Origin of the sequence: Photobacterium sanguinicancri (assembly GCF_024346675.1) — a bacterium.
Lineage (GTDB): Bacteria > Pseudomonadota > Gammaproteobacteria > Enterobacterales > Vibrionaceae > Photobacterium > Photobacterium sanguinicancri.
In genome coordinates, this window is sequence record NZ_AP024851.1 from 717807 (window position 1) to 743941 (window position 26135).

25 protein-coding genes are annotated in these 26135 nt (G+C 41.0%); 9 read left to right on the forward strand and 16 right to left on the reverse strand.

Annotated elements, in window-relative coordinates; all coding sequences use genetic code 11:
• Positions 1 to 33 precede the first annotated feature (33 nt).
• Both OCU87_RS20085 and OCU87_RS20090 read right to left on the reverse strand, forming a co-directional pair.
• Complete coding sequence (locus tag OCU87_RS20085) at positions 34 to 438, reverse strand: thioesterase family protein (protein ID WP_062689434.1); 405 nt, start codon at positions 436 to 438, stop codon at positions 34 to 36.
• A gap of 196 nt (positions 439 to 634) precedes the next feature.
• On the reverse strand, positions 635 to 1300 hold the full coding sequence (locus OCU87_RS20090; RefSeq protein ID WP_261859218.1) for a cupin domain-containing protein: 666 nt from the start codon (positions 1298 to 1300) through the stop codon (positions 635 to 637).
• 90 nt (positions 1301 to 1390) lie between these two features.
• Between OCU87_RS20090 and OCU87_RS20095 the strand changes: the two genes are divergently transcribed.
• Positions 1391 to 1606, forward strand: coding sequence for a DUF7661 family protein (locus OCU87_RS20095; protein WP_261859219.1), 216 nt, complete (start codon positions 1391 to 1393; stop codon positions 1604 to 1606).
• Between the two features lie 126 nt (positions 1607 to 1732).
• A complete protein-coding gene (gene efpL / locus OCU87_RS20100; protein WP_062689439.1) occupies positions 1733 to 2299 on the forward strand; it encodes an elongation factor P-like protein EfpL in 567 nt (188 codons plus the stop codon).
• Positions 2300 to 2376: 77 nt separating this feature from the next.
• Here efpL and OCU87_RS20105 read toward each other — a convergent pair whose 3' ends face one another.
• The 4 genes from OCU87_RS20105 to OCU87_RS20125 form a co-directional block, all read right to left on the reverse strand.
• Positions 2377 to 3207: an IS3 family transposase gene (locus tag OCU87_RS20105; RefSeq protein ID WP_239928692.1), complete on the reverse strand. Its 831-nt coding sequence runs from the start codon at positions 3205 to 3207 to the stop codon at positions 2377 to 2379.
• A gap of 11 nt (positions 3208 to 3218) precedes the next feature.
• Positions 3219 to 3728, reverse strand: a complete 510-nt coding sequence (locus OCU87_RS25080; RefSeq protein ID WP_062690298.1) for a helix-turn-helix domain-containing protein — start codon at positions 3726 to 3728, stop codon at positions 3219 to 3221.
• A gap of 70 nt (positions 3729 to 3798) precedes the next feature.
• Complete coding sequence (locus OCU87_RS20120; protein ID WP_261859220.1) at positions 3799 to 4620, reverse strand: DUF2797 domain-containing protein; 822 nt, start codon at positions 4618 to 4620, stop codon at positions 3799 to 3801.
• A 106-nt stretch (positions 4621 to 4726) separates the two neighbouring features.
• Complete coding sequence (locus tag OCU87_RS20125; protein WP_062689203.1) at positions 4727 to 5401, reverse strand: tRNA (adenine(22)-N(1))-methyltransferase; 675 nt, start codon at positions 5399 to 5401, stop codon at positions 4727 to 4729.
• A gap of 325 nt (positions 5402 to 5726) precedes the next feature.
• Here OCU87_RS20125 and OCU87_RS20130 point away from each other — a divergent pair, with 325 nt between their 5' ends.
• Complete coding sequence (locus OCU87_RS20130; RefSeq protein ID WP_062689303.1) at positions 5727 to 6176, forward strand: c-type cytochrome; 450 nt, start codon at positions 5727 to 5729, stop codon at positions 6174 to 6176.
• 141 nt (positions 6177 to 6317) lie between these two features.
• Here OCU87_RS20130 and OCU87_RS20135 read toward each other — a convergent pair whose 3' ends face one another.
• From OCU87_RS20135 to maoP, 7 genes are all read right to left on the reverse strand, one after another.
• Positions 6318 to 6872, reverse strand: coding sequence for a protein disulfide oxidoreductase (locus OCU87_RS20135; protein WP_261859221.1), 555 nt, complete (start codon positions 6870 to 6872; stop codon positions 6318 to 6320).
• Positions 6873 to 6876: 4 nt separating this feature from the next.
• Positions 6877 to 8997 (reverse strand): protein-disulfide reductase DsbD family protein, encoded by a 2121-nt coding sequence (locus OCU87_RS20140; protein ID WP_390961370.1) that lies wholly within the window; start codon positions 8995 to 8997, stop codon positions 6877 to 6879.
• Positions 8998 to 9778: 781 nt separating this feature from the next.
• Complete coding sequence (locus tag OCU87_RS20145) at positions 9779 to 11707, reverse strand: carboxylesterase family protein (protein ID WP_261859222.1); 1929 nt, start codon at positions 11705 to 11707, stop codon at positions 9779 to 9781.
• A gap of 555 nt (positions 11708 to 12262) precedes the next feature.
• Positions 12263 to 13120 (reverse strand): PA4780 family RIO1-like protein kinase, encoded by an 858-nt coding sequence (locus tag OCU87_RS20150; protein WP_261859223.1) that lies wholly within the window; start codon positions 13118 to 13120, stop codon positions 12263 to 12265.
• Positions 13121 to 13480: 360 nt separating this feature from the next.
• Positions 13481 to 15463 (reverse strand): flavohemoglobin expression-modulating QEGLA motif protein, encoded by a 1983-nt coding sequence (locus OCU87_RS20155; protein ID WP_062689213.1) that lies wholly within the window; start codon positions 15461 to 15463, stop codon positions 13481 to 13483.
• Positions 15447 to 16475, reverse strand: a complete 1029-nt coding sequence (gshB, locus tag OCU87_RS20160) for a glutathione synthase (RefSeq protein ID WP_062689215.1) — start codon at positions 16473 to 16475, stop codon at positions 15447 to 15449. Before gshB ends, OCU87_RS20155 begins: the two co-directional genes overlap by 17 nt.
• Before the next feature lie 120 nt (positions 16476 to 16595).
• Positions 16596 to 16934 (reverse strand): DUF413 domain-containing protein, encoded by a 339-nt coding sequence (maoP, locus tag OCU87_RS20165; RefSeq protein WP_062689217.1) that lies wholly within the window; start codon positions 16932 to 16934, stop codon positions 16596 to 16598.
• Positions 16935 to 17103: 169 nt separating this feature from the next.
• On the opposite strand from maoP, the gene hdfR reads away from it, so the two are divergent.
• The 4 genes from hdfR to OCU87_RS20185 all read left to right on the forward strand — a co-directional run bounded on the left by hdfR (position 17104) and on the right by OCU87_RS20185 (position 22326).
• Complete coding sequence (hdfR, locus tag OCU87_RS20170) at positions 17104 to 17964, forward strand: HTH-type transcriptional regulator HdfR (protein ID WP_062689219.1); 861 nt, start codon at positions 17104 to 17106, stop codon at positions 17962 to 17964.
• Positions 17965 to 18273: 309 nt separating this feature from the next.
• Positions 18274 to 18435, forward strand: a complete 162-nt coding sequence (locus OCU87_RS20175; protein ID WP_164488545.1) for a hypothetical protein — start codon at positions 18274 to 18276, stop codon at positions 18433 to 18435.
• A 131-nt stretch (positions 18436 to 18566) separates the two neighbouring features.
• Positions 18567 to 19771 (forward strand): IS3 family transposase gene (locus OCU87_RS20180; RefSeq protein ID WP_261858652.1). Its coding sequence is split into 2 segments (ribosomal slippage): positions 18567 to 18954 and positions 18954 to 19771, totalling 1206 coding nucleotides; the frame shifts between segments, so codons are not numbered across the junction.
• 743 nt (positions 19772 to 20514) lie between these two features.
• A complete protein-coding gene (locus tag OCU87_RS20185) occupies positions 20515 to 22326 on the forward strand; it encodes an Ig-like domain-containing protein (protein WP_261859224.1) in 1812 nt (603 codons plus the stop codon).
• A 430-nt stretch (positions 22327 to 22756) separates the two neighbouring features.
• On the opposite strand, the gene OCU87_RS20190 is transcribed toward OCU87_RS20185, so the two are convergent.
• Together OCU87_RS20190 and OCU87_RS20195 are read right to left on the reverse strand one after the other, a co-directional pair.
• Positions 22757 to 23038: a hypothetical protein gene (locus OCU87_RS20190; RefSeq protein ID WP_062689224.1), complete on the reverse strand. Its 282-nt coding sequence runs from the start codon at positions 23036 to 23038 to the stop codon at positions 22757 to 22759.
• A gap of 106 nt (positions 23039 to 23144) precedes the next feature.
• The gene (locus OCU87_RS20195; RefSeq protein ID WP_062689226.1) at positions 23145 to 23807 is read right to left on the reverse strand and encodes a MarC family protein; all 663 of its coding nucleotides are present in this window, start codon (positions 23805 to 23807) and stop codon (positions 23145 to 23147) included.
• 289 nt (positions 23808 to 24096) lie between these two features.
• Between OCU87_RS20195 and OCU87_RS20200 the strand changes: the two genes are divergently transcribed.
• Together OCU87_RS20200 and OCU87_RS20205 are read left to right on the forward strand one after the other, a co-directional pair.
• Positions 24097 to 24516, forward strand: coding sequence for a GNAT family N-acetyltransferase (locus OCU87_RS20200; protein WP_141226236.1), 420 nt, complete (start codon positions 24097 to 24099; stop codon positions 24514 to 24516).
• A 337-nt stretch (positions 24517 to 24853) separates the two neighbouring features.
• Entirely contained in the window at positions 24854 to 25075 is a 222-nt protein-coding gene (locus tag OCU87_RS20205; protein ID WP_062689232.1) for a hypothetical protein, read from the forward strand.
• A 118-nt stretch (positions 25076 to 25193) separates the two neighbouring features.
• Here OCU87_RS20205 and OCU87_RS20210 read toward each other — a convergent pair whose 3' ends face one another.
• Positions 25194 to 25952 carry a class I SAM-dependent DNA methyltransferase gene (locus tag OCU87_RS20210; protein ID WP_261859225.1) on the reverse strand — a complete coding sequence of 253 codons (759 nt, stop codon included), beginning with the start codon at positions 25950 to 25952 and terminating at the stop codon, positions 25194 to 25196.
• Positions 25953 to 26135 lie beyond the last annotated feature (183 nt).

Here is a 26135-nt window from a genome sequence, read left to right on the forward strand (position 1 = left end):
ACTAGTATCTAAACCTTTATTCAAACTTTGGATTTAAACCATTGATGCCATGCTATCAAGCAAGTCTTGTGGAATCGGGTGCAGACGCTTTTGTTTATCTAAACAGACCATTTCAATATCGCCAATCACGGCAGCGCGTGTACCGTTAGGGCGCCAAACCTCTTGTCGCCATAGTGTTTTGTATTTACCGTCTAGAGTTACGCTGGTGCGGATATCGCACACTTCCGCAAATTCGACACCGTCTTGAAAAATCATATCTGCTTTATATACGGCAAAGCCAAGCCCATGGTCATTCCATAGGGTCGCGAGCTTGTCACTGTCGATAACGTGTTCGCGGGCGCGCTCAAAATATTTTAAGAAGTTAGGGTGATAAACGACACCTGAGTGATCGGTATCTTCATAGTAGATTTGTACAGGATGATGATGAATGGTTGTCATTGTTCAGGCTGTCTCGATTAAGTCGTATTTTGTGAAAAATATGGCAATTCGGGGAGTACGCAAAGGTGCGCTCCAAGAAGCTAGACACTGTACATGACTGTATTTATAAATTTAATCGATTTCGTACTGGTCATAGCAGAGTGAGATGTTTTCTGAAGGGGTAAGCCCTAAATTATCGATCTGCCAGCACACTGGATTATACCAATGGTAAATGCCCTGTTTTAACAAAGATGATTGTTTCTTCTTCTGCATATGGTCTGTGTACACTTTGGTGAGGGCTACGGAGCCAAGTTCCAGCAGGATATTGGCCGTACTCATCGCGTAACTCGCCTGAGATTACAAAAATTTCTTCACCACCAACATGTTGATGATATTGGAATGTTTCACCCGCAGGCCATTTAACAAGCGCGGTATGCTCATGTCGTGCGCCATGCTTAAAATCATGTAAAGGCATGACTTTAAGCCCTCCGATACCTTGTAACCACTTAGCGGTTTGGGTATCAATATTGACTTGTTGGCTGTCATTTTCATCAAATTGATTCAGCTTGACTAATATTTTACAGCCTTCGTGGCTAAACGGTGCGTGATGCGATTTTGGTGGGTTACGGATATAACTGCCAGCGGGGAAGTTTCCCGTTTCGTCTGAAAATATCCCTTCTAATACGAAGATTTCTTCACCTAAAGGGTGGGGGTGGATAGGGAAATTTGCTGCTGCTATATACTCCACAACACTGGTGGTGTGGCCTGATTCGGCGGATTCCCTTTCTAAGGGTTTCCTGAGAACGCCTCCTGAGGGGCTTGGTAGCCAATCCATGGTTGTTGTATTGATGACGACTTTTTGGGATAAGTCCATGTTGAGCATGTCTGTACCTTAATGTGCAGTTCTAGCGAAATGATGTGCTACTTTTTAGTATAGAAGGAAGTAATACCCCCCGTTCTTAGTAGGTGTTTGATGAGAATTAAATTTAACGTATTTGGCAAAGTGATGTCTGTTCAGCGTAAAAACGAGGAATGGCTATTGTTTCGAGAATCTGAAACATCAATGCGTGTACGTATTTATGATGTCGTAATACCGTCAGATTTACCTGCAGAATCTTTGGCTCAATATTTAGCGGATATCTTCCATGAGCAGGCGAGTGAGTATCATGCTGGAGTCAAATGCTGCTAAGGGATGCAAATTTTGAAAAAAATCGCATGGAAATGCTGAATAAATCAGCTATTCATAATTTCTTTATTTGCCTAAATTTGAGTTCGTGGTAATTTCTACCCACAATCTATTACTGGATGTCAGACTATGCCAAAGGCAAGTGAAATCAAAAAATTTGCAGCCATTGAACTCAATGGTAAAGTATTGTTAGTGAAAGAAATTAAAAAACTAACTCCTAGTGGTCGTGCTGGTGCAAGCCTTTACCGTATGCGTCTTTACGATGTAGCAACGGGCGCAAAAAGCGATGAAAGCTTCAAAGCAGATGAAATGATTAGCCTTGCGGACTTCCGTCGTCATCAAGCATCATTCTCTTACATCGATGGTGACGAGTATGTCTTCATGGATAACGAAGATTACACGCCGTACAACTTCACAAAAGACTCAATTGCTGAAGAGCTTCTTTTCATTACAGAAGAGACTCAAGGTATTCAAGTTCTTACTGTTGATGGTACGCCAGTTGCAATTGAACTACCTGCAACGGTAGATCTTGTAATTGTTGAAACTGATCCATCAATTAAAGGTGCTTCTGCAAGTGCGCGTACTAAACCAGCTGTACTAACAACTGGTTTAACAGTTCAAGTGCCAGAATACATCGCATCTGGCGAGAAAATCAAAATTAACACGACTGAACACAAGTTTATGAGCCGTGCTTAATTTGTAACTCTTGCTAGTAAAAAGCCCGCCTCACTGATTCAGTGAGTGAAGTGACCCCATTAAGTTGGACATTTTAGTTAAGCGGCTTGTAAGGCCTGATTTCGATATTCTATCGGAGTCAGGCCTTTTAGTTTTACCTTTATACGTTTTGTATTGTAATACTCTATGTACCCTTTAATCTTTTCTATCAGTTCATCGGCATCTTTGAAGCTTTTCCCGTGATACATCTCTGTTTTCAGCAACGCGAAAAAGTTCTCGGCTACAGCATTATCGAGGCAATTCCCTTTTCGCGACATACTTTGGGCAAGACCACAGTTAGCGAGTTGCTTTTGATAAGCCTTATGCCGATATTGCCAGCCTTGGTCGCTATGTACAATTGGTCTTGAGTGTCCTCTAAGTTTCTTTATTGCATCTTTCAACATGCCCGTAACCAGTGGTAGTCGAGCATTTTTGGCTAGCCTAAACGAGATCACTTCTTGATTAAACAGGTCAACTATCGGCGACAAATAGACTTTCTGCCCTTTAACCTTGAACTCGGTGACATCTGTCACCCACTTTTCATCAGGTTTTGTCGCCTTGAAGTCTCTTTCAAGTATGTTTGGTGCCGCTCTCCCTGCTTCTCCTCTATAAGCTCGATACTTCTTTGGCCTCATCGTGGATTTTAGCCCCTGACGGGTCATCAGCCGTTGTACCGTCTTGTGATTGAGCTTGATACCGCGATTCCTTAATTCCAAGTGAATACGGCGGTAGCCATAACGCCCCTCATGCTCATGATAAATCGATCTAATAACTTCTAGCTCGTGCTCATAAGCGTCAGGCTTATGGCATGCTTGAATTTGATAGTAGAACACACTCCTTGCCATCTTCATGGCTCGAAGTAGGTGCTTTAAAGAGTGCTTTTCTTTCAGAGCTGAGACGGCTAACGCTTTTTCTTTGTTTGTCGACGCTTTTGCTGCTTCAGCTCCTCCAACTTTTTTAGAACAGCATTCTCTGCCCGCAAGTACGCCAGTTCCTCTTTCAGCTCTTCAAGAGTCATTTCGTCATCAGGTTTTGGTGTAGCTTTGGATTGATATTTCATGAGAGGTCTTCCTATAGGGCGGTTTTCTAGTCCTTCTAAACCGGCCTCATTGTACTTTTTAAGCCATGACGACAAGATGCCAGGAGAGGATAGGTTCAAAACAGCGCTAGTGTGACTGAGAGACCACCCACTCGTCCACATCAGATTCAATGCCTGCAATTTCTTACCCGCACTACTGCTATGTGAGGAAGGTAAGAAGGAGTTGGTGCCATGTATCGAATAGACCTGAGCCCAGTACCTTATTTGTCTCGATGATATTGAATATTCACTAGATAGCAGTCTGCTGGATGCTGTTCCATGAAGATATTGCCTAGCAATAGTAAGCTTTAATTCACGACTATATTTGGACATAAAAAAGACCCCCAATAATTGGTTGTCCAACTATTGGGGGTCATTTCAGAGGCGGGCTTTTTTATTGATATTAAGCGTCGACGGTAATTTCGTAGCTAGTGAATTTACGGATGTTGATCACACCAGTATCAAACATTAAGTACTGACCTTTAATGCCCAGCAAGGTGCCTTCTACTACAGGTTCTTTATCGAAGTTATGCGAGCTGATTTTGGTTGGATGTTGAGTGACAGGGTAACTAATGTTAACCAGGTCTTCATCTAAGCGTTCAATAGCATCGCTGCCGAAGGTCCCTGTCAGTTCTTCAAGTTTCGCTTCAACCTCTGGGATCAAACGCTTTGCTTCTGCCACTAGATCAATGTCTTTATTATCGCCTTTTAACATTGCGCGCCAATTGGTTTTATCGGCAACAAGTTGGGCTAATGCAATTTCGACAAGTCCCGACAGTTTACGTGTTTTTACCTTAAAGATAGGCAAGGCCTGGGTTGCACCTTGATCAATCCAGCGAGTAGGAAGCTGAGTATGACGAGTGATGCCGACTTTTAAACCAGACGTATTCGATAAGTAGACATAATGCGGCACCATGCAGAAGCTATCGCCCCATTCTGGTTCACGGCATGTACCTGCATCGTAGTGGCAGGTTTCTGGCTTCATAATACACATGTCGCAGCGCGCAAGTTTCTTCATACAAGGAAAACAGTGGCCTTGCGAGTAACTCTTCTTGGTTTTCTTTCCACAAGCATTACAGAATATATTACCTGTGAAGGTCATTTTTAGTGGTTTACCGATTAATGGGTTTAAAGCGAGTAGGGATTCGCCCACTGGGAGTTGGTAGTCGACTGTGCTGCTTTCAGGGCACAAGCTCGACTTCATTTTACTTAACGTTCCGTGCATGACTTTGCTCTATGTTTTTATAGTTATTTTATTTTATCGCAATTAGTAAATGAAGTGATCGATAACACCGCTATAGTTTCTTGTCATTCGCTACAAATGCACGGAATTAAAGCGTTATGGCACGATAAGCATCAATGATGTGGCTGACATCACTGGTATTGCCTTGCTGAATTCGCTGATAGTGGTCGAGCGTTTTTGTCAGGTACTTTTTGTTTATGTCAGTTTGCTTGTCTGAATTTGATTGCCAAATCTTATCGCCAACAAGTGTAATAGGCGCGTTTTCATCGGGTGCAGATGAGACAAGAATGGCTTCATAAAAGCGTTGGTTGTCTTCAACCAGTACTTCATCTTGTAGACTGAAATTTAGCTCGTTCAGTTTCTGGCGTAGGGCAAATTGATGATGAACAGGGCATAGTAGAAAGTCGACACATAACTTTGGATGTCTTTGATGAATAGCTTCAATGAACTGGATCATCAAATCACCACCGACTCCAGCGATAATAATGAGCTGTTTTCCCTCATGTTGTAGTAAAGGTAGCGCTGCAACATCGAGGCAGTGGGTGTACCAATGTGATTCGGAATTAGAATAGAAGCGTTGTAGCTTACTTTCTAATTCAGACATGAGTTCAGGCACAATATCGACAAAATGAATATTCTTTGCCGCTTGTCGAGACAGTAAAGCCGCGCCCAAGAAACCATGATCACAGCAGCAGTCCCAAATATGGCTGTAATCGGATGTGACCATTTGTTCAATTTTTCTTAATCGCTTACTGAGTTTCAAGGGAAGTGCCTGCACCAAAAGATAATAACGGGTGGCATTGTAATGGTTTTATTGCTTTTAGCGAAGTTTATAGCTTTTAGCTAAGTATGCTGCTTGATAAGCAAACGAACGGACAATCGTCGTACGATCTCAGTTTTTGATTAAGGCGAACTGTGTAACTAAGTTCCGAGTATCAAGTGAGAAATCATAATGTGAACCTTTCGGTGTTTAGTTGTAAGTCAATGTAAGTTTCATGTAAAAACTGTTTACTAAATTGAGAGGCTTGATAAGATCAGTTCATCGAGTTGAATATGGCTCGTTTAACTATAAAAACATGGAAGAAGCGATGAAAGTAAAAATGATGATGGCTAGCCTTACGCTGCTAGCAACCAGTGTGTCAGCATCTCCTTTTGAAAAGCCTGAAGACGCCATTCATTATCGCCAAGCAGCATTCTCTATGATTGCGGCAAACTTTGGTGATATGGCGGATATGGTAAAAGGTCGTAAAGACTGGAATCAAGAAGTATTCAGCAAGCGAGCACAATATATTTCGACTCTCGCCTTGATGCCAGGAGAGGCGTTCAGTGTTGATGGGTCTGATAAAGGTGACACCAAAGCTAAGCCTGAAATTTGGAATGATTGGGACGGCTTTACCGTTAAGCTAAACAAGTTTCAAACTGATCTGACTCAACTTGCGCAAGTTGCATCTCAAGGTGATGAACGAGCGACGAAGAAAGCTTTTGGTGTTGCAGCTAAAAACTGTAAAGCTTGCCATAGCGATTACAAATTCCGCTAAGCGTGACTTATTAAATACGTCTAACCACGTTCTAGAAAGCTAAAAAAACACCCTTGAGATGCTAGGCTCAAGGGTGTTTTTGTTTATTGCTATATTGCCACTACTGATTTGTTATCAATATGGATTTGAACGAAGCGCCGTTTATTTGGCTAACATCATTCGAGCCCAAATGCCGGGTGGGGTGGAAATACCTGTGGTGGCAGAGGCTATTTTACCATCGCGAAGAATCATGATTGTCGGTGTTGCTGAAATGCCCCAAGTGCGGCCTAGCTGTCCTGATTGGTCATTCACGACAGGGAAGTCATACTCATGGTAATTCATGTAGGCATTCAGCCTATCGTTCTCACCTGATGTCATCGCAACTGAAATGACAGTGTAATCACCATCCATCCAATCGACAGTTGGGCTCACAAATTTACATACGCCACACCATGTCGCCCAAAAATACAGTAATACCGGCTTCTCATAGCTGAGAGATACAGGATCGTATTGCTCACCGTTGATGGCGGTATATACCTTGGGTGCCAGCGTATTTTGTGGAATAGATTGGTTACGCCACCAATCCATCGCCGTGCTTACAACCAGCATAATAAGCAGCAGGGTTAAGCCTTCTTTGGCCCACTTTTTAACCCTTGAGCCTTGAGTCACTTTTGATTCTTTCGCCTGCGATTTCTTAGCGTTCGTATTTTCTGGCATACGCTTAGCCCTTATTGTTCGAAGTGCTTTTGCCTTCGGCTTCAGCAATAGCTCCCATGACATCGGCACTCGTCAGAATAACGGGTAATGCGATACCTTCTGGTGCATTAGGACCATAAACAATGTTAAAAGGCACACCGAAGCGTCCGTAAGATTGTAAGAATCCAGTGACATAGTCAGACGGTGTCGTCCAGTCGCCACGCATCAACACAATGTTGTCTTGGTCAAGCTTGTCGTACACAGGGTTCTGTAGCATTACACCAATTTTGTTGGCTTTACAGGTAATACACCAATCTGCAGTAACGTCAACAAAGACAGTCTTTCCTTGTGCCACAGCTTGGCTTATCTCTTCACTTTTTAGCGGTTGCCAAACATGATCGGCAGGCAATGGCGTTGACCATTTATCAGCCGTTAGACTACCGATAAATAGACTGCTTGCTCCGCCTAGCAAGATAACAGCAAGGGTAATGACAACGCTCTTACGGCCTTTTACTTGGCCTAGACGCCACAATAAAAGGATAAGCGAGGTAACGGCGAAACCAACTACAGTGCCCGTACTCACAAAGCTGGTCATTAAGCTGAGTAACCATAGGCTGGTGGCTAACATCATTAAACCAAATAAGGTTTTAACGCCGTTCATCCAATTTCCCGGTTTAGGCAGCTTAGACGCAAGCTGAGGGAATAGGGCGATTAACAACCACGGCGCTGCCATGCCAATCGCCAGCGCGGTGAAGATGGCAAACAAGGTTACAATGTCAGCACCGAGTGCATAAGCGACAGCAGTCCCTAAGAATGGTGCACTACAAGGTGTTGCAAGTAAGGTCGCAAACATACCTTGAACAAAATGACCAAGGTGGGAGTTATCACCACGGGTGGCTAACCAAGTATTGGTGTTACTTGATAGGCTAATTTCAAAAAGACCAAGCATGTTAGCGGCAAATGCACCTGTTATGATGATCATGGCACCGATAAAGTAAGGGCTTTGGAATTGGATGCCCCAACCCAGTGCTTGTCCAGATACTTTTAATGCCGTTAAGAAACCAGCCAATAGCCAGAATGAAACTAAAATACCCGCCGCAGATGCTATGAACTGGGTACGAATTTGACGACGTTCCATGCCATCTGTTGCTATAATACTGCTTAATTTCATACCGAGCACAGGTAGTACACAAGGCATAATATTAAGGATAAGACCACCAATCAGCGCAAAAGCGATGGTTTGCCAAATGCTTGAACCAATTTGTGTTGTAAGCGGCAACGTCGCGGCAACGGCTTGTTCTTCAACGGCCATGTCTGCATCAGTCACTGTCACATTTAACGTTTTATTGGTTAAGTCTGGTTTACCAAACCAACTGCTGACTTTAAACGTTGCAATTAACTGCTGGTTATCTTTGGTAATACTTGGTGAACTGAATGACACGTTCTCTAGTGCTATATCGCTGCTGTCGACAAAGACGTCTGGTTTAGACCAAGCCTGAGTATTACTAATCAGAACTGACAGCTCTTGTTTGTCGTTGTTCCAACTTGTCTGGTCAATACTGACGTTTGCACTGTCAGCAGGTACGTTACTCATACCTTGGTTGTATAAGTGCATCGCGTCGGTTGAAGGTGTGAGTTGATTCGGAATGAAGTCCATGACGACTTCATAGTCAGTCAGTACACAAATGCTGGTGCAAGATGACATGGTTAACTTACCAGATAGAAATACTGGCTTGTTAAAATCATCAACAGTGACTGTCATAGGGAAGACGACTTTATGCTTGTAGCCTAAAGTCTCGACGCCTAAAAATTCATAGCGTTTTGGCATTGGCCAATGCCATTCAAGATCACTGATGTTGTTAGACATTTCCCAATCAATTTTGGGTGCAACACCACCTTCGCCAGGTGACCGCCAGTAGGTCTTCCAGTCACCTTCAAGATCAACCTCTAGCAAGCCTTCAACAGTTTTGGCTGCTTCATCGGTCTGGCCAGTCAGCATGAAACGTACTTGCACAGGTGGGTGCATCGGGTTGGTTAACCAGCCCGTCGTGTAGTCTTTCGCTTGGGCACTAAAGGCAAACAAGCTGAAAAGTAATGCTGCAAACATGGTTAACAGCGTATTTTGAGATGTAATAGCTTTTTTCAACGGTATAACTCCAATAAACACAAAAAATCAAATCTGGATAATTCGATGTGTTTATTCTCTAAATACACAGAAGGTTAAATGGCGTCTTTGAGTGGACGGTATTGGCTCTGTTAGTGCAGGCACAAAAGAATGGCCAGTACATAACAAGCTTAACAGAATGAAAATGAAGGGAAGGTAAAGCAAGCCTAATTCGAGGAATTGCCCGTGAATCTGAAGCAGGTGATCGCTCATATCACAATGTTTTTGCGTGATAGGGCTAGATTCGACTAGGGTGTTTGCATCTGATGTTTTTGTTGCTTTCGTTTGAATGAATGCTTGTATTGTCGCTGCTTGCTCAGCAGGTGAATATGCGGAATTTTGCTGCGAGTGCGATGCATTTGGACACGATGAAACCCACCCTGAACGCTGACTTAGGCAAAGCGTTATTACCACCCAAACAAGCACTAAAGCAACTTTAGCTATCTGTGGTGAGGAGTGTCGAAAAAGTGTGGGTGTCATTTTAGCCTTATATTAATCAGCGATGCGGTGTTATATCAAATCATTAAATATTAGAAATACAATCAGTTATAACCACAGTATGACCGTGCCACAATTGAAAAAGTTTCGTCTATTGTGATGTTTTTATCAAAAAGCACAAGGATAAATGAATAAGGAGGGTTTTATGCTAGAAAAAGCTGGGTTTTATGCGGTGGTGTGGAATGTTTTTTCTAAACGAAGCGGTGAATTGAGCACTTCCTGTTTGATGAGTGTCAGGAAGTGCTCAGGTCAGTTTAGAGTATGCTTAGAACTTGATGAGTCCAGCCTGCTCTAAATAATCACAACGGCCTTGCTGGCTTAAGGTACCGTCATCATTTGGGATAGCATTAATGGTACTGTCCCAATCTGATACAGGATTAAAGCCATTTTGATCAATTGTCCAAACTGTATCTTGTGCCTTGATGGTATTTGATTGGTCGAACATGGTTGGTTTAAACCATTCACGAGACACAGTGTCCATCATTAAGGCATCGCGCTCGCTTGCGTTTGCTTTCATAGAGCGAATGTTTAAGTTTTTGTTGAATACAAAAGGTAACTCGTCCCCTTGGCACACACCACTTGTACATGAAATCGACAACAAGAAAGAGGCATCAATCGGTCTGAAGGTTAAATCAGATTTGTAGTTGTAGTGATAAAGGCGCGTATCGTTCTTTTGTGCAACTATACGGTTAGGGCAAGTAAACAGCATATCGTTAGCCACCATACGAGCACGTTTCACTGTTTCTTTACCAATGATCTCACCGCTCTCATTTTTATCCATTTGGTAATGAGAAACAGCCAGTAATTGATCTGCTTTAGGGGTGAGAGAGTTTGCCCATTTTAATGCTGTCCAAGCTGCTTTAAGTGCACTAGCTTGTTCAGGGAACTGGCTATCAATGGCATCTTTTACTAGTTGGTCTGCACCAAAGATGACATTGAGGAGCAGAGGGTAAGTGTCAGATTTAAAATTTAGCGTTAAATTAACGGTATTGTTATCGCCTAAATCAAGTGGAATGACTAAATCATAGTCAACCATGAATAATGGTTCTATGTAGCCTAAAAATGTGTTGGCTTCATCGTTGTTAAAACTTAACACAGTCGGTACTTTGAAATCCGCATCAGCAGGCTGTTTTGTAACAACGCTGTCTTTTGGTGATTTATAAGGCCAGCCTCGAGTCTCTTTGTATGGTGCAAAAGGCAACACTCCTGCACCATAAGGTTGCATGTACAGTGGGTTGACTAGGCTGTTAGCTAAAATCAGTGGACTTCTGGCATACGCACCAACTTTCAAAATATCTGTAGTCGATAAGTTTGACCAATCAACCGATACCGCTTCTGACCCACCAAACGTCTTATCTTTGAATCCTTCAAGTGACGTCGCTAAATTTTCAGCTGAGTCCTTTGTTTTATAAGGAATGCCATAAGGGTTGCTTTGCATGATCGCACGATGGAATAGTTTTTCGTTTGTTTCAGCATCAATAGGGTTTAGCTGGTGGATACCAACAGCCATTGCGCCAGCACCTTCACCAAAGAGGGTTACATTATCTGGATCACCGCCGAAATCAGCAATGTTGTTTTTAATCCATTTAAGCGCGGTGCGCTGATCCTTGATGCCATAGTTTCCGCTCTCGTCATCGTTTTGGTAAAACGATCCGAAGATACCAAGTCGGTAGTTTAGCGTGACAGCGATAAATGGATTTCCATTTTTTACGCCGTTTGCCACGATAGCATCACCGTGAATAATCGCGTTAGAGCCAGAACCTGTTTCAAATGATCCACCGTGAATGAATACATAGACAGGCATAGCGGCTTGTTGATGCTCTTGGATCGGACGCCAGATATTTAAGTACAAGCAATCTTCAGACATTTTCGTCGCGTCATAACGCGCAACACTACCTTGTGGGCATTGCTTGCCAAATTCTGTAGCAGATGTCTGCTGTGTGTTCTCTGGTGTATAGAGTTCAGCGTTTGAGAAGCGCGGAGCTTCCGCGTACTTGATCCCTTTAAATACTTCGGCGTTATCAGAAATATTTTTGCTGTCCTTTACTGCTTCAACAGTGCCTTGGTATTGCGTACCATTTGCTTTTGCATAGGCGTATGTCAGCGTGTTCTCAGTGGTTGAATCTGAGTTGTCGTTACAACCAGTAAGGACGAGTCCGATCAAACTAGCAATAATCAGTTTTTTATTTAACATGGTATGTGTTCGAGCTTAAATGTAATGAGATAAAATGTTGACGATGTCATATGAAAGCAAGCGTTATGCTATGCATGCGAAAAATCACAGAGCATGTAAAGAGAGGTGTAACATCTAATGACATCAAAATAACAGTTTTTGAAAACGGCTTTCCACTTTATCACCACGATCAGGAATGCCGCTTGATGGTGTGTAATAGGGGAAGTGTGACTTTAATTGGTGTTATTCATTTACTGACGCAAAGCTAGCGAACAATAGACGAAATTTTCGCGCTATTGTGACGTGTTTCTCAAAAATCACAAGAGGTAATGAAGGGCTATTTTGACCGAATATAAGTTTATATTCAGCAACGTTTCCTGAATGTAATTAGATTATTGCCTAATGTCGGAGCGGTTGCTGTTGGCGGTGCAATTTGTAGGTGTACAATAGTTTTAATGGCGCTTGAATTGCTATTGATTTAGACGTGATTTGTGCAGCAACATGCCACGCGTTCGGTGGCATGTTACCTATTTATCCCACAGCACTGAGTAACTGAGGATGTAAATCTAAGGTCTGTTAGTCTAATTCATTTTCTTCTTGAAGGCGTTCTTTACGTAACGCGGCTTCTTCCATAACGGCATTAATCTCTGCCATTAAGCCATCAATATCAGCATCTTCATCGCTGCACTCAAAATGCCCAGTCAGTTCAGTGGTTGGCGTCAGGTCGCCAGCTTCGTACAATGCCCACATTTCTTTAGCAAATTGTGTTTCAAGCAGTTCTGGAGCGTATTGACCGTAATAATTCGTCATGTTGGCAACATCACGCTCTAGCATCCATTTCGCGTTGTTATTGGCCGATGCATCAACAGCTTGAGGCAGGTCGATAATGATCGGGCCTGACTCATCAACAAGTACGTTAAATTCGGATAAATCACCATGCACGATACCGACACACAGCATGCGTGTCACATACTTGATGATAAGGTCGTGATCCCTTAATGCTTGCTCTTTTGTTAGCGTGATGTCGTTCAAGCGTGGAGCGACACTTCCGTCTTCGGTTGTCATCAACTCCATCAGCAATACACCATGGAAACAGCCATATGGCGTTGGTACGCGTACATCAGCATCAGAGAGTGCATACAAAGCATCTACTTCAGCGCGTTGCCATACTTTTTCTTGTTCATCACGCCCGAATTTCGAGCCTTTTTCCATCGCACGAGCTCTGCGACTATTACGAACTTTTCTACCTTCGCGGTAGGTTACAGCTTGTTTAAAGCTACGTTGTTCAATTTCTTTATACACTTTGGCGCAGCAGATCTTATCTTGACTATGCACTATGTAGACAGAAGCTTCTTTACCACTCATTAGCTGAGTTAACACTTCATCTACTAAACCATCTTCAACTAATGGCAATAATCGCTTGGGTACTTTCATTACACCTACATTTGATAAAATAAATATTTGAAACAGGGCCTAATGGCTCAAATACGATTACAGGTATTTAGATGACATTATCTATGCGTAAAGCTATTTAACAAGCTTTTAAGTGTGATTTTTTATTTGAGGATGATGCTAAATCTAATGTTCGAGTTAATGCTCTGATTTTATTGGTGTATATTTCGAGTGGAGGTTGCTAATACTTTGAGGCGCTATCGCGTATTTATGGCGTTTCAGTACTAAAACGAGTGATTTGCTAGCTATTGAAGAGGCAGCCAAAGGGAATGAAAAGAAAAGGCGATAGTTCGCCTTTTCTTTTTGTCGGATATAACGGCTAGAGATTGCCGATATCCACCGTTAACGGATAGAGTTCAATAAGAAGTCCATCACAGGATCTGGCTTTGTTTCTAGCGTTAATGCTTTTGGCATGTAGGCTGGTTTTTGCAAGATATCACGTGCAATCAGTTCTTCTATCAACGGCTTAAATTCGAAGCCTGTTTTGCCGACAAACAGTGATGTTAGATCTTGTTCATGATAACAGTGCAACGCATCTTTTAAGCCACGTAAGTAGAGGAAGTCTTTAGTAAAGCCACCGCCACGGTATACGCGTGCTGTTATTGTGAATGCATCGTCATCAGACAATTTATAATCTAGCTTTAATGCTTGGAACGTATCACCAAAGCTTTCACCGTTAACCATTTTATCAACCGCGATAACACGTAATGCTAGCGTTTTTAAACGATGCAATGGGAAACTACCTGAAAGGTGCTCACAAAGTATCGCTAAACCTTCTTGCGTATGGGTGTTACCAGGTAAACCCAGTTTAAGCACTTTTAACGGTTGGTTATCCGCATTTACGCTGGTGACTAAGTGTACGCCTAATTCGTGTTGAATAAGGGCATCTAAATCACGCTCTGTAAAAGTACTATTTACGTTTACTTTAATGCTACGACCGCTAACCATCGCCCTTGCAATCAGGGTTTTAGAGCTCACCACGTTACACTTTAGGCCGTAATCCGCTGCTGCCGCTTTAAAAGCTGCAATGGCATCTTTTGCGTTAAGTGTTGCTGGCTCTTTTTCTTGATATTCACAAGCATGAAGAATGAACTTCGCGTTGGCGATATCACGGTCATCTGGCTGCCCATAGTAGCGTAATGAGTTATACAAAAACTCATCTGTACCAATGCTCGTTAGCAAATCGATACGCACAGCAAGTTGATCAATCGTTTTGCGGTACATTTTTTGAATGTCAGCATCACGAATATCTTCAACGGGCAAGCGATATAGCTGCTCACGGAACTTGTATGGGTCAAGATCCAGTTGGCGATACGTAAACGTAGGTTGGTACGTAAACGGTTTATGTAAGAATCGACGTTTCTCTTGCTTCAAGTTCGTTGGGTTAATGTAACTTAATGTATTAACACCACGAGCAATAGAATATAGCTGACGATCCAGTTTTAGTACTTCTCTTGGCAATTTAGAAGCCAGAATTGTACTGCTTGTTAGGCGCTTAACTTTGGTCTTACGACGTAGAGTGAAGGCAGCATGTTCCGTAACAACGGTTTTCATTGCTTCTTTCATTTTTTCAATAACAAGTGGGAAGCTTTCGCCCCCAACTTCGTTCATGAAAATTTTCTTCACTTCGATCGGTAAAATTAACGTCTTTTTAAAATGCTGTTTAACAAAGTTAGCTTGGTAACCCATGCCTTTGAATACATCATTTTCTTTTGCTGAAACAACAATGTTTGGCAATTCAACGCTGTTAAGTTGATTTAAGCATTCATCAATGTCTTTACGCCACAGCTTTTTATTGATCTGTTGCGTACCTAAATTGAAGGTTGGCGTTTCGTTTTCGATACGCTGGTAATTGTATGAATGCACATCATAAATTAAGCAAAGACCAAATTTATTCTCTAGCGCTTCAATAAGGCATTTCAAAATACGGTAATATTTTGCATGCTTATCAAGTGATACTGCTTTTTCTGCATCTGTCAGTGGGGTAGACCAAACGTCTTTTCCCCAAGCTTGATCATAAATGCATTGATCATTTGAACGGTTAAGATCGTACTCATAACGAGAATCTTCACCTTGCAAAATGATCGGTAACGAAGAAATAAAGTCACCTGTGAAAGGGTCTTCTTCGTAGTAACGTTCTTCTTCGGTTAACTCACACTTGCTCATTAACTCGGTACGAAAGCGATGACCATGGTGAATAGCTGTCGCAATGTATGGCTGATATTCGCTGATGCGAATCGTTAAGCTGCCGTCATTAAGTTGCGCTTCGAATGGAACGAGGTGCTGGATCTTATCCAGCACCTCCTGCTCAGTAAGCTGTAGCATCGGCGATAACCTTACGGAACTCGTTCTTCCGTGTAATGCTCACTTCTTTTGCTACAACAACGCTTTCAACGAAATCTAAAACATCACGTTGTAACTTAGTGCGGTTCAGGCGGTTAATACGTGTAATACCGCCAGGGCTTAGTACGTTTACTTCAACCAGTTTGCCGTTGATTACATCAAGGCCAACAAAGTAAAGGCCATCGCGCACTAATTTAGGGCCGATGTGCTTACAAAGACGCAGTTCTTGCTTGGTTAATACGTGCTTAACTTCTTTACCACCTGCGTGGATGTTAGAACGTACATCACCTTGCGCTGGAACACGGCGCATAGCACCAATAGGTTCGCCGTTTAGCATCATGATGCGAACGTCGCCTAGTTCTGCGCCTTCGATGTAATCTTGTAGAATTACATAGTTCTGGTCGTCACCAATGTAGAAGTCCAGTAGTGATTTCACGCTTGATTTCGCGCTTTTCTCTACAAGGATTACACCTTTACCGCCGTAGCCATTAAGTGGCTTAAGGATCATGCGGTCGTTAGTGTTTTCGTCTAGTACACGTTCTAGGTACTCGCGGTTCTTAGACACGTGAGTTACTGGAATAAATTCGTTTTGTGGATCAGGTAGTGATGCGGTGTATAGCTTGTTGTTTGCTACACGTAGGCCATCAATATCGTTCATGATGAAAGTGTCATCACGTACTGAGTCCAAGAAGTTCAATGCCATTGTGTCTAGTGGCGGGTTTGCACGCATGAAGATAACGTCAAAACCAGCTAGTGGCAGTTGTGCTTTTGTAAATTCAGCTTTTTTATAAAAACTTGGAATATTGCTAGAGACTTCTTTGTTCTTTAATACATTACAAAAAGCGATAGCCATGCTGTCGCGCATTGTAAGGTTATTAGGCGTTGTAATAGCAACCGTGTGACCACGAGCTGCGGCTTCATGAATTAGGCGTAGTGTTGAGTCATTTTCTGGTTCAACACGATCCCACGGGTACATAACAAAACAAATTTTCATAGCAAATTACCGAATATAGAAGGCCTTTTAGAGGCCCAAAAAGCAACCAGCCACCCTAGATATGATTGGAGGGTGGCTGGTCGTAAAGAAATAGTGAGGTTACTGAATCAGTAACTTGAATTAATAATCGAGGTCGTCCCCGCCAGAATCATCATCGAATGACTGGCCCTGCTTACGTACCGATGAGCATAAGGTGTAACTTTTCACTTTATTGCAGGTACGATTGAGGTATTTCACCCAACACTTTGCAAAATCAGATTGAACAGTCAGTTGGCCACTTGTTTCAGCGACAAATTGACGTTCAATTTCACTCATTGGTTCGATTTCGCCTGAGTACAGACGGGACATTGTTCGGCCATAATTCTCTAGCAGGGTGGATTCAGAAATTGTGAAAACACCTGAGCGATTAAAGCCGCGTGGGAAATTTTTATCGTCGTAAAATTTACCTTCACTTCTCATTAATTCAGTTCCTGATGCTGATTTTTCGCAGATATTCGTCGAGAGAAGTGAAGTTGTAAATCAAAGAATTTTTGTGACTACGATTAAAAATATTCATCGTGCTTTTGCTACACTAACGTGTACTATCGCGTATTAAACTCCCTTCTTTATTTTTGATGAGATTTGGCTCGTGGATACCGAATTACTTAAAACATTTCTTGAGGTTACAAAAACACGTCACTTTGGTCGTGCGGCAGATAATTTGTATCTAACGCAGTCCGCTGTGAGTTTCCGTATCCGTCAATTAGAGAGTCAGTTAGGCAATCCTTTATTTTCTCGCCAGCGTGGCAACGTGCATTTAACGCCGGCTGGAGAGCGTTTACAGCCCTATGCAGAAGCGATTTTGCAAACATGGGGTAGGGCAAAACAGGATGTGGCGTTAACCGACAGCTTAAATTCGCAAATCTCAGTGGGTGCATCGCCTATGTTTTGGGAATTTGACGGCATTTCTGAGTGGATAAACCGCATCTACGCGGCAATACCAGGCTTGGCTTTACGTCTTGAATCTGTGCCTCGTCAAAGTATGGCGAAACGCCTTTTTGATAAAAGCGTTGATATCTCATTAACATGTGAGCCGCCACGTATTGAAAGCATGCAAGTAAAGAAAGTCCGTGAATTCCAATTACAGTTAGTAAGCCATAGACCAAACTGTTCTTTGGCTGATGCTAAAGATTTACCTTTGGTGTATTTGGATTGGGGGACACGATTTTCTGTAGAGCACAGTCGTGTGATTGAATTGGATAAGACGCCTATTCTGCATACGCATTCAAGCAAAATGGCGCAGGAATATATTCTGAATAACCCAAGTATGGGTTACTTACCTTCACCCGTTGTTGCACAAAGTGTTGAAGATGGGCTACTACATCTTGTTGACGGTGCACCAGTAATGGAGCAGCAACTTTACCTTGTGTGGAGTGAAGATAACGAAAAAACAGAGCTTATTTCGAGCATGCTTGATGTGCCATTTTCCAGTGTTATCGAGAGAGTTTAAGCGAGTATTTTAAAGGAAAAGTTCGATGAGTGATTTTTGTTGGTAAAACTAAAATTACTCATTGTACATGATGGGTGGTGCTAGATTACCCTTCGAGTTGTCGGAGTAGTTAGAATAATAGTCATCAATAGCCGTTGCTGTTTATTGTTCTTGTACTTTTTTGAGTAAACTACTGGCAGTTTAGTATTTCTGTCATATTCGACAATTATGATGCTATTGAAGGCGGCAATAATACGCAAAACAAACTGACGTATTTTGTGAATCTTCAATTTAACCTTTAATTACTCTGGATGTTTTCAGGAAACGAAAATGGCTAAGCTAGATCAAAAATTTTCTAAAGGCTCAAAGTCTAAGTGTAAATTTGATGGCGATAATGAATTTATCGACTTAGATTCACAATCTAAAAAGAAGAAGCGTCGTCCAGTACGATCGCGTTATGATAGCCCAGAGTATGGTGATTTAGATTTCTAAAGCTGAAGATTGCTTAGTGCAAAACTAGGGATAGTAAAAAATAATAAGGCACCCAATAGGGTGCTTTTTTTGTAGCCGTGTACCGTCCTAAATATGGTTGACACATTTCCAACATGAAATTGGAGAGTGTCATGAAAACAACAAGTAGACGTACTCAACGAGATTATTCTCTTGCCTTTAAATTGGCAGTCGTAAGCCAAGTTGAAAAAGGCGAAATGACTTATAAGCAAGCTCAAGAGCGTTATGGGATCCAAGGTCGCTCTACCGTTTTAGTTTGGCTTCGCAAACATGGTCAACTAGATTGGTCTAAAGGAATAGAACAATCGAGAGCGTTAGGAGCGACTATGTCAAACCCTTCCTCAACTCAAACCCCAGAGCAACGAATCAAAGAACTCGAGCAGCAATTGGAAGAGACTCAGCTCAAAGCTGAGTTCTTTGAAGCGGTAGTAAAAGTCATGGATCGAGATTTCGGTGTCCGAATCTCAAAGAAGCGCAAGGCCGAGTTATTAAGGAAAAAACGGTCAGAAAGTTGACCGTCACTAAAGCTTGTCACTTCATAGGTATTACACGACAAGCTTTCTACAAGCGCTGTGTTGCAGAAATTCATCAAACAAAGAAAGATGAATCAGTACTCGGTTTTGTGAAGGAGCAAAGGATGATGCACCCTCGTATAGGGACTCGTAAGATCAAGTATTTACTTGCTCAGAACGATATTGAAATCGGGCGAGACCGCTTATTCTCTCTGTTGAGAATGAATCGATTATTAGTGCAAAATCGAAGGGCTTATCATCGAACCACAAACAGTAATCATCGCTTTTACTGCCATCCAAATCGAATCAAAGAAGGCTTAATACCGGAAAGACCAGAGCAATTATGGGTTGCCGATATTACTTATCTAGCAACGCGACGTGGTAGTACTTATCTCAGTTTAGTGACGGACGCTTACTCAAGAAAAATCGTGGGCTATCACATAGGTGATGATATGAAAGCTCGCACGGTCAAGCAGGCCTTTTTAAACGCGTTGAAAGAGCGGAAGAATACAGGTGAGCTTGTTCATCACTCAGATCGAGGTGTTCAGTACTGCTCTGTTGAATACCAAGAGTTGCATCGACAGTATGATGTATCTTGCTCAATGACTGATGGCTATGACTGTTATCAGAATGCGTTGGCAGAGAGGATCAACGGAATACTGAAGATGGAGTATCTGTTGAATAAGCCGAATGATTTAGATGAAGCAAAGAAAATGGTCGCCGAATCAGTAAAAATCTATAATGAATATAGGCCTCACACAGCTCTAAAATACAAAACGCCCGATGAAATACATCGAGCGTTTTAGTCAATCAAGTGTCAACCCATATCAGGACGGGTCACCGTACTATTACAATGACTAAGATGTTAGATTTCTGCTTATTCTAGTGTGAGTATTTACCCAGAGCAATCTGCCTTCACTTAATCCTTTGCCTTTTTTTGTGGGTTGTTCAATGCACACATTAAAGAAATATTATTTCTTGTTTACTCCTCGCGAAATATATGTATCTAAATCGATAGCCGTCTATTAATCATAGTTTCGTAATATTTGACGATTTTTAATTATGTCAGATTCATGAAAACATTGTTTCCATACGCATGTAAATCATTCGATTATATAATAATAGTTACGGTGAATTTAGTTAGAGTTGTAATGATTTAAATGAGCATACTTATATAAAAATATGTTCATCCTAAATTTGTTTGAAATCCCACAGTGAGCCAAAAGTGACTCTTAATCTTAAGTGACTGATATTTAGTTGTATATTTTTTTTGGCGAGTTTGTTTCTTAGTAAGCGAGCTATTCAGCCTTGGAATGTAACGTTTTGATGTCAAAATAATGCTTTTACCCGTATTTCCGAGATTAAAGAACTTTATAAAATTAGGGTTTAATTGATATTCATTATCATTTGCAAGTTGGCGGTAAGTGCTGTTTAATCTGTATTTCTTTCATATAAAACATCTATTTATGCTGACTTCAGCTTTTACTTTCCCTAAAGAGAGTGGGTGTTTTGTTAATTGGCTTTAAATGTAAAAATACAGGAGACTTTTATGCGTAAACTACTTGTTTTATGTTCATTAATTATACTTGGTTGTAACAGTGGTACATCAACATCAGTCGCTAACGATATCGTATCAGTAGAGATTAGTTACGATAATATATCGGGGACGTCGGCGGCAAGAATACCTTCACACTCTTCATTACCTTTTAGTGCTACCGCCCATTTTTCAAATAAATCAAAACGTGACGTTACCAAAGATGTTCATTGGGTTAGTTCTGATCCTACGGTTGCAGCAATAAATAATACTGGTGTAGCAAAAGGTATTACGGAAGGAACCTCTACAATAATGGCCTTGTATAAAGGTATAAAAAGTAATGCGATTGAACTTAGTATTACAGAGGCTAGCCTTTGGAGTTTGAATATTGATTTTTCTTCAGACTTTTCAGGTGAGTTACCGAAAGGTGTTTCTTTCCTGCTAACTGCAATGGCAACATATAATGATATGAGTCAAAAAGAGGCCATATCAGACGTAGCTTGGCATACAAGTGATCCAAGCATTATAACTGTCGATAAGCATGGGCGCGTTAAAGGGATTAATCTAGGAACCGCAATAATAACCGCAACACTTAATGGAAAGGTAAGCAATACATTAAAAGTTTCAGTTAGAGATGCTGTTTTCACTAAGATTAAAATTCAACCAAAAGAAAGTGCTTTGCATGTCATTCCTGTTGGCTTTACACAATCAATGGTTGCTGTTGGGACCTTGAGTGATGGATTTGAATTGGCATTACAAGATGGTGTTGTTTGGTCTGTTGATGATGATTCTATTGCAACAATTACAAACCATGGTGTTGTTAAGGCACATAATGAAGGTGAAACGACAGTAAGCGTTCAGTATGGAAGCATTAAGAGTGCACCATTATCAATCGTAAGCTCAAAAGTTTCACTAGAGGGAATAGAACTTTCTAGCCCTATACATAATTTACCTAAAGGTAATAAGCTACAGGTACAGGCAATCGGCACTTTCAGTGACGGCTCAAAGGTAGATGTTTCAAATGATATTCTATGGTCGAGCGATGATGAGAATATTGCCATTGTTAGTCATACCGGGGTGGTCTTGGGTGTTGAAGTGGGCCAAGCTATCATCTCAGCAACATTTGATAATATTAAAACTGATTTTAATATTGATATTAATAATGCACTAACTAAGTTTGAAATTGTTACGCTTGGGAGTTCAACCGCTCATAGTTCAAAAACAGTTAAAAGCGGCACCATACTCGTCAAAGATCGAGACATTACTTTAGTGTACCGAGGTGATGACATTGAAGTCTTTGTGCAATCTGAAGCGCAGTATATTCAAGCTTCAGATGTTGGGCATGATTTCTTCGTAAGAAAAGATGAAGACAATAATATTATTGGTTTTTCTGGTTTTGTGAGGGTTTATCGAACAAGTAAAGAACATATGTACGATGACAGCTTTTATACAACGTTCTTCTCTGCCAGCTCAACGAGAAGCCAAGCAAGCGTAGGTTCAAATTACAGCGGAGAGCTTTTTTATTCAGTTTTATCTGAAGATGAAAAACCATTAACAGTGAGGCTTGGTCGTGTAACACTTAACTTAAATGAGGGTAGCCCTACATGCGTAGTCTCGGGCCGAGATGTATATACATGTGTTGATGCTGAATTTAATGGCACTGGTTTTATTTCTAAGTTATATGATGAAAATAAAAGACGACAAGGTGACCTTTTTGTGAAGTTTTACGGTGATACTGGTGAGTTTGCCTCTGGCTATATTTTTGAAAATGCCTATCAGGGCAATGCCAAAAAAGTTGATGTGTTCGTATTGACTAAGCAATTGTAAGTTTAAAGGCGGACCGTAATCGGTTCGCCTTTCACCGTTTTAGAGGGTTATTTTAGGTGGCATTTTTAACGATCATGCTTGTTTGACTTTTGCAGGGCGTTGGTAACGTTTTCCCATAAAAAAGCCTAACCCAAACGGTGCGAAAAAGATCACCAGAGAAAATAAGATCAAGTAGACAAGAATGTCCGATAGCATAATCGTTAACTGTCCACCATCGATCTAACTGTTACGCTCAAGTAGTTGAGCTTTAGACGTTAATAGCTTTAGACTTAAGTTTGAGAGGTTGCTTAAGCGAGGTAATGTCTAATAGATTTGCGAGTAAACAAATGACGAGATGATGAAAATTATTAATTAGTCAGAAATTAACGCTTGAAAAGAAATAGTATGCATAAGTGCCAATTGAGGATTGCCTCGACAATTGGCAACTTGGTTAAGCCGGTATTCTGTTATTACGTACCAGTGAGCGGCGAATGTTTTTGCACATCTTCCCAAACTGATAGAGTTCATCGAATGTTGGTGATACACCACGGCTTATTTGGTGTTCCCAGTAAGTAAGATCCGTGTCTACAAGCTCCATCAGTTTTTTGGGGCAGCCCATGCAGCTGTTATCAGGGCCACAAACGAATGTGTCAGCTTGGTATAGTGGGAAATCTTGCTTAACAGCATCAATAATCTGCTGCATCGCCGTCATTCTGTCTGGTTTTTTGCTCATAACCAAAGTCCGAAAGCAATTGGAGTGAGCATTATAAGATGACTTTGAAATAAAGCCACTCCGAAAAAGAGGTAGCTGTTAAAGTCATCTTATCGCTTTTAATTAGCTAGTGCTGAAATAGCAGTACATACGCGTCGTGCACACCTTGAATCAGCATTTGCATACCTATAACCGTTAAAATTAACCCCATTAACCGTGTCGTTATGCTAATACCACTTTCACCAATTTTTTCTATTAATTTAGGCCCATACAAAAAGCAAACGAAGGTGATTAAACACAACAAGGCAAAAGCGCAGATTGTAATTATGATATGTAAGATTTCGCCTGATGCAGAGTAGTTCATTGCAGTAGCAATAGTGCCAGGTCCGGCAAGGATAGGTAATGCTAGTGGTGAAATCGCGATATCTTTTTCTTCGCTGTCACTTACATTGTCTTTATTTGTAGCGTCTGGTTCGGATGGTGAATCTGCATGTAACTTAGATGGGTTACCCTGTAACATGTGGTAGCCCACTAAAAACACTAAAATACCACCAGACAGACGTAGTGCTGGTAACGTTATACCAAACAACTCAAAAATCCCTTTTCCTAAAAAACTGAAGGCTGCAATAATAAAAAATGCTGTTGCCAAGGCTTTAATTGCGGTTTTTCTTCGTTGTAATGTCGTTTGATTTCCTGTCATGCCAACAAACACAGCAGTATTTGCTATTGGGTTCATCATGGCGAAGAAACCCATGAAGACAGTAACAGCCATAGTTGTAATTTCATGCATGATAGAGCCACTTAATGAGTTAATTATCTAGTTGTGTCACTACCTTAGCACCACATAATCACTCTTGCAGAATTACTTACTATTTGGAAAGGAGCATTCTGTTTATGACCTGTATTTGTTAGAAAATAACTAGCTTAAATACTGAACTTTGATGTGTATCGCTCATATTTAAACAAACACTATTTCGTCGAAAAGTAGAATATGCAAGATTACGGCTATTAATGAACAGACATGGTAGTAGTTAACAGTGGTTGCAAAACTAGAGCTCGCAAATGTGTCGGATGCCGTGGTGCTAAAAGCACTTTCTATGGAAGCCTTCACGCCTGACTTTGAACAATATGGTGGTTTTCCTCCTGGTGTTGATGACATTGATTGGCACTTAGACCAAATCAAAACAGAACATTATTATAAAATTTTTTACAACGACGAGCTTGCGGGGGGAATTTTAACTGTCCCAATCAATGGAGTCGAAACTGAAATAAAATTGTTTTATATAGCGGGGGAGTTTCAAGACAAACAGCTGGGCTCTCAGACGATCGCTTTAATTGAACAGTGCTATTCAGCGACAAAAAAATGGTCGTTAGTTACGCCTTATAAGTCGTATCGCAACCACCATTTCTATGAAAAGCAAGGTTACTTAAAAGTAGGTGAATTTCAACCTGAACCCGATGATGTATTCAGGTTGTTTCAATATGAAAAGCAAAAATAGTAGCTTGGTTGGTTCGCCATCGAAGCTGTGTTATGCGAATGAGAGATTGACGCTTTCTATACTATAGGTGTGTGCGTGGTTGCCTATGATTCATGCTCAAGATTAATTTAGCAGGGCTCTTGGGCGCTATGTCTAGCGGAACATAGTCATGTCATAATATTGATACTTTAAACCATATCTTTCTAAAGTTATGTGTTTTTTAGTTTATCGCGCTATTTGAGCCTATTTTACTGGTGTTAGATTAATTCTGACTTAGTTAGAGTTAAACGGTATTTTTTACTTTCCATATTCTTTTCAATAATAAGGGACAAGTTAGAAAAGCAAAAGGAAAGAGTAAATGTATAAATGGATAGGTATCGTCGTTGTTTTGGTTGGCGTATCTTTGCTTACTTCGGGCATCATTAGTGCACTACTGGATCTCAGTGCTTTTTTAGTTCTGGTCTATGTGGTGTTCAATAATTCGAAAAATCGTCAGATAAAAAACGGCAAAACGCAGACTTCACGTTTTGCTTTCAGTATTAAAAATCAGGATGAAGATAAATTCAATATTACGCCGTAATTTTCATCAATATACAAGTAGTTAGCAATGTCTTTTCTAAATATATATGTTTTAAAAAGCTGTACCTCGGTTTATGCAAGTATGATTAACTTGAATTAAGGTACAGCTAGATAGATGCTTATCGTTTTACACAAACAAAAATTGCGTTACCTGAATTTTTCTCTATCGGAATGATCTTATCATAGTCATGTTCAAATACATGGACATCGAAATAGGGTAGAAGTAGCGATTTTAGCTCTTCAAAACCAACAGCGACCATTGGATGTTCATCTTGCCAGGATTGCGTTATTTGCTCAGTGGTTTTTTCAATACTCAAACGAAGAGACTGTTTGTCACCATCACCGGTGTAATGCCAACCAGAACTAAATATAAACTGGCTATTATCAAATTCTGTTGAATGACGTACAAACGATGCATTATCAATTTTGTTTTTTTCGACAGTATTGAAACAAAAAACACCACCATCTTTTAATGCAGCATGTGCACTTGCAATACAACCTTTTAGTTTTTCAATACCATCGCTATAGTGAATGGAATATAAGAAGCAAGTAATTAAATCGAGCGGTTCATCAACCGTGAAATTACACATATCACCCAACGTGAAGCTAGCTTCAGGGCAACGTGTTTGTGCCATATCTAACATAGGCTGGTTAATGTCTAATCCACAACTTTGATAGCCATAATCGATAAAGTAGCGCACATGCGGACCGGTACCACAAGCAAGGTCTAAATGTGTATTTCCCTCATTTCCGAATAGCTGATGGAGTCTGCGAACGTAGTTGCTCTGTGCTTCATAGCCGATGTCAGCACACATCAAATCATAGTAAGAAGATAAGTCAGTGTATAAGGCATTGGATGATGTGTTTACTGGTAACATAGTTGCAGAATTGGCTTTTAGTATGTGATAGGGAGCCGCATACTAGGCAAAATTTGATCCTTTGCGAAGCGTATAATTTTTATCGAAACCATGAGCGATTTTGATTGTTGTTTGGTGGATTTGTTCCATGGAACAAAGGTTAACTTGTGGTAGTAAAAGAGGCTGATATAAAAAACGAGAGCA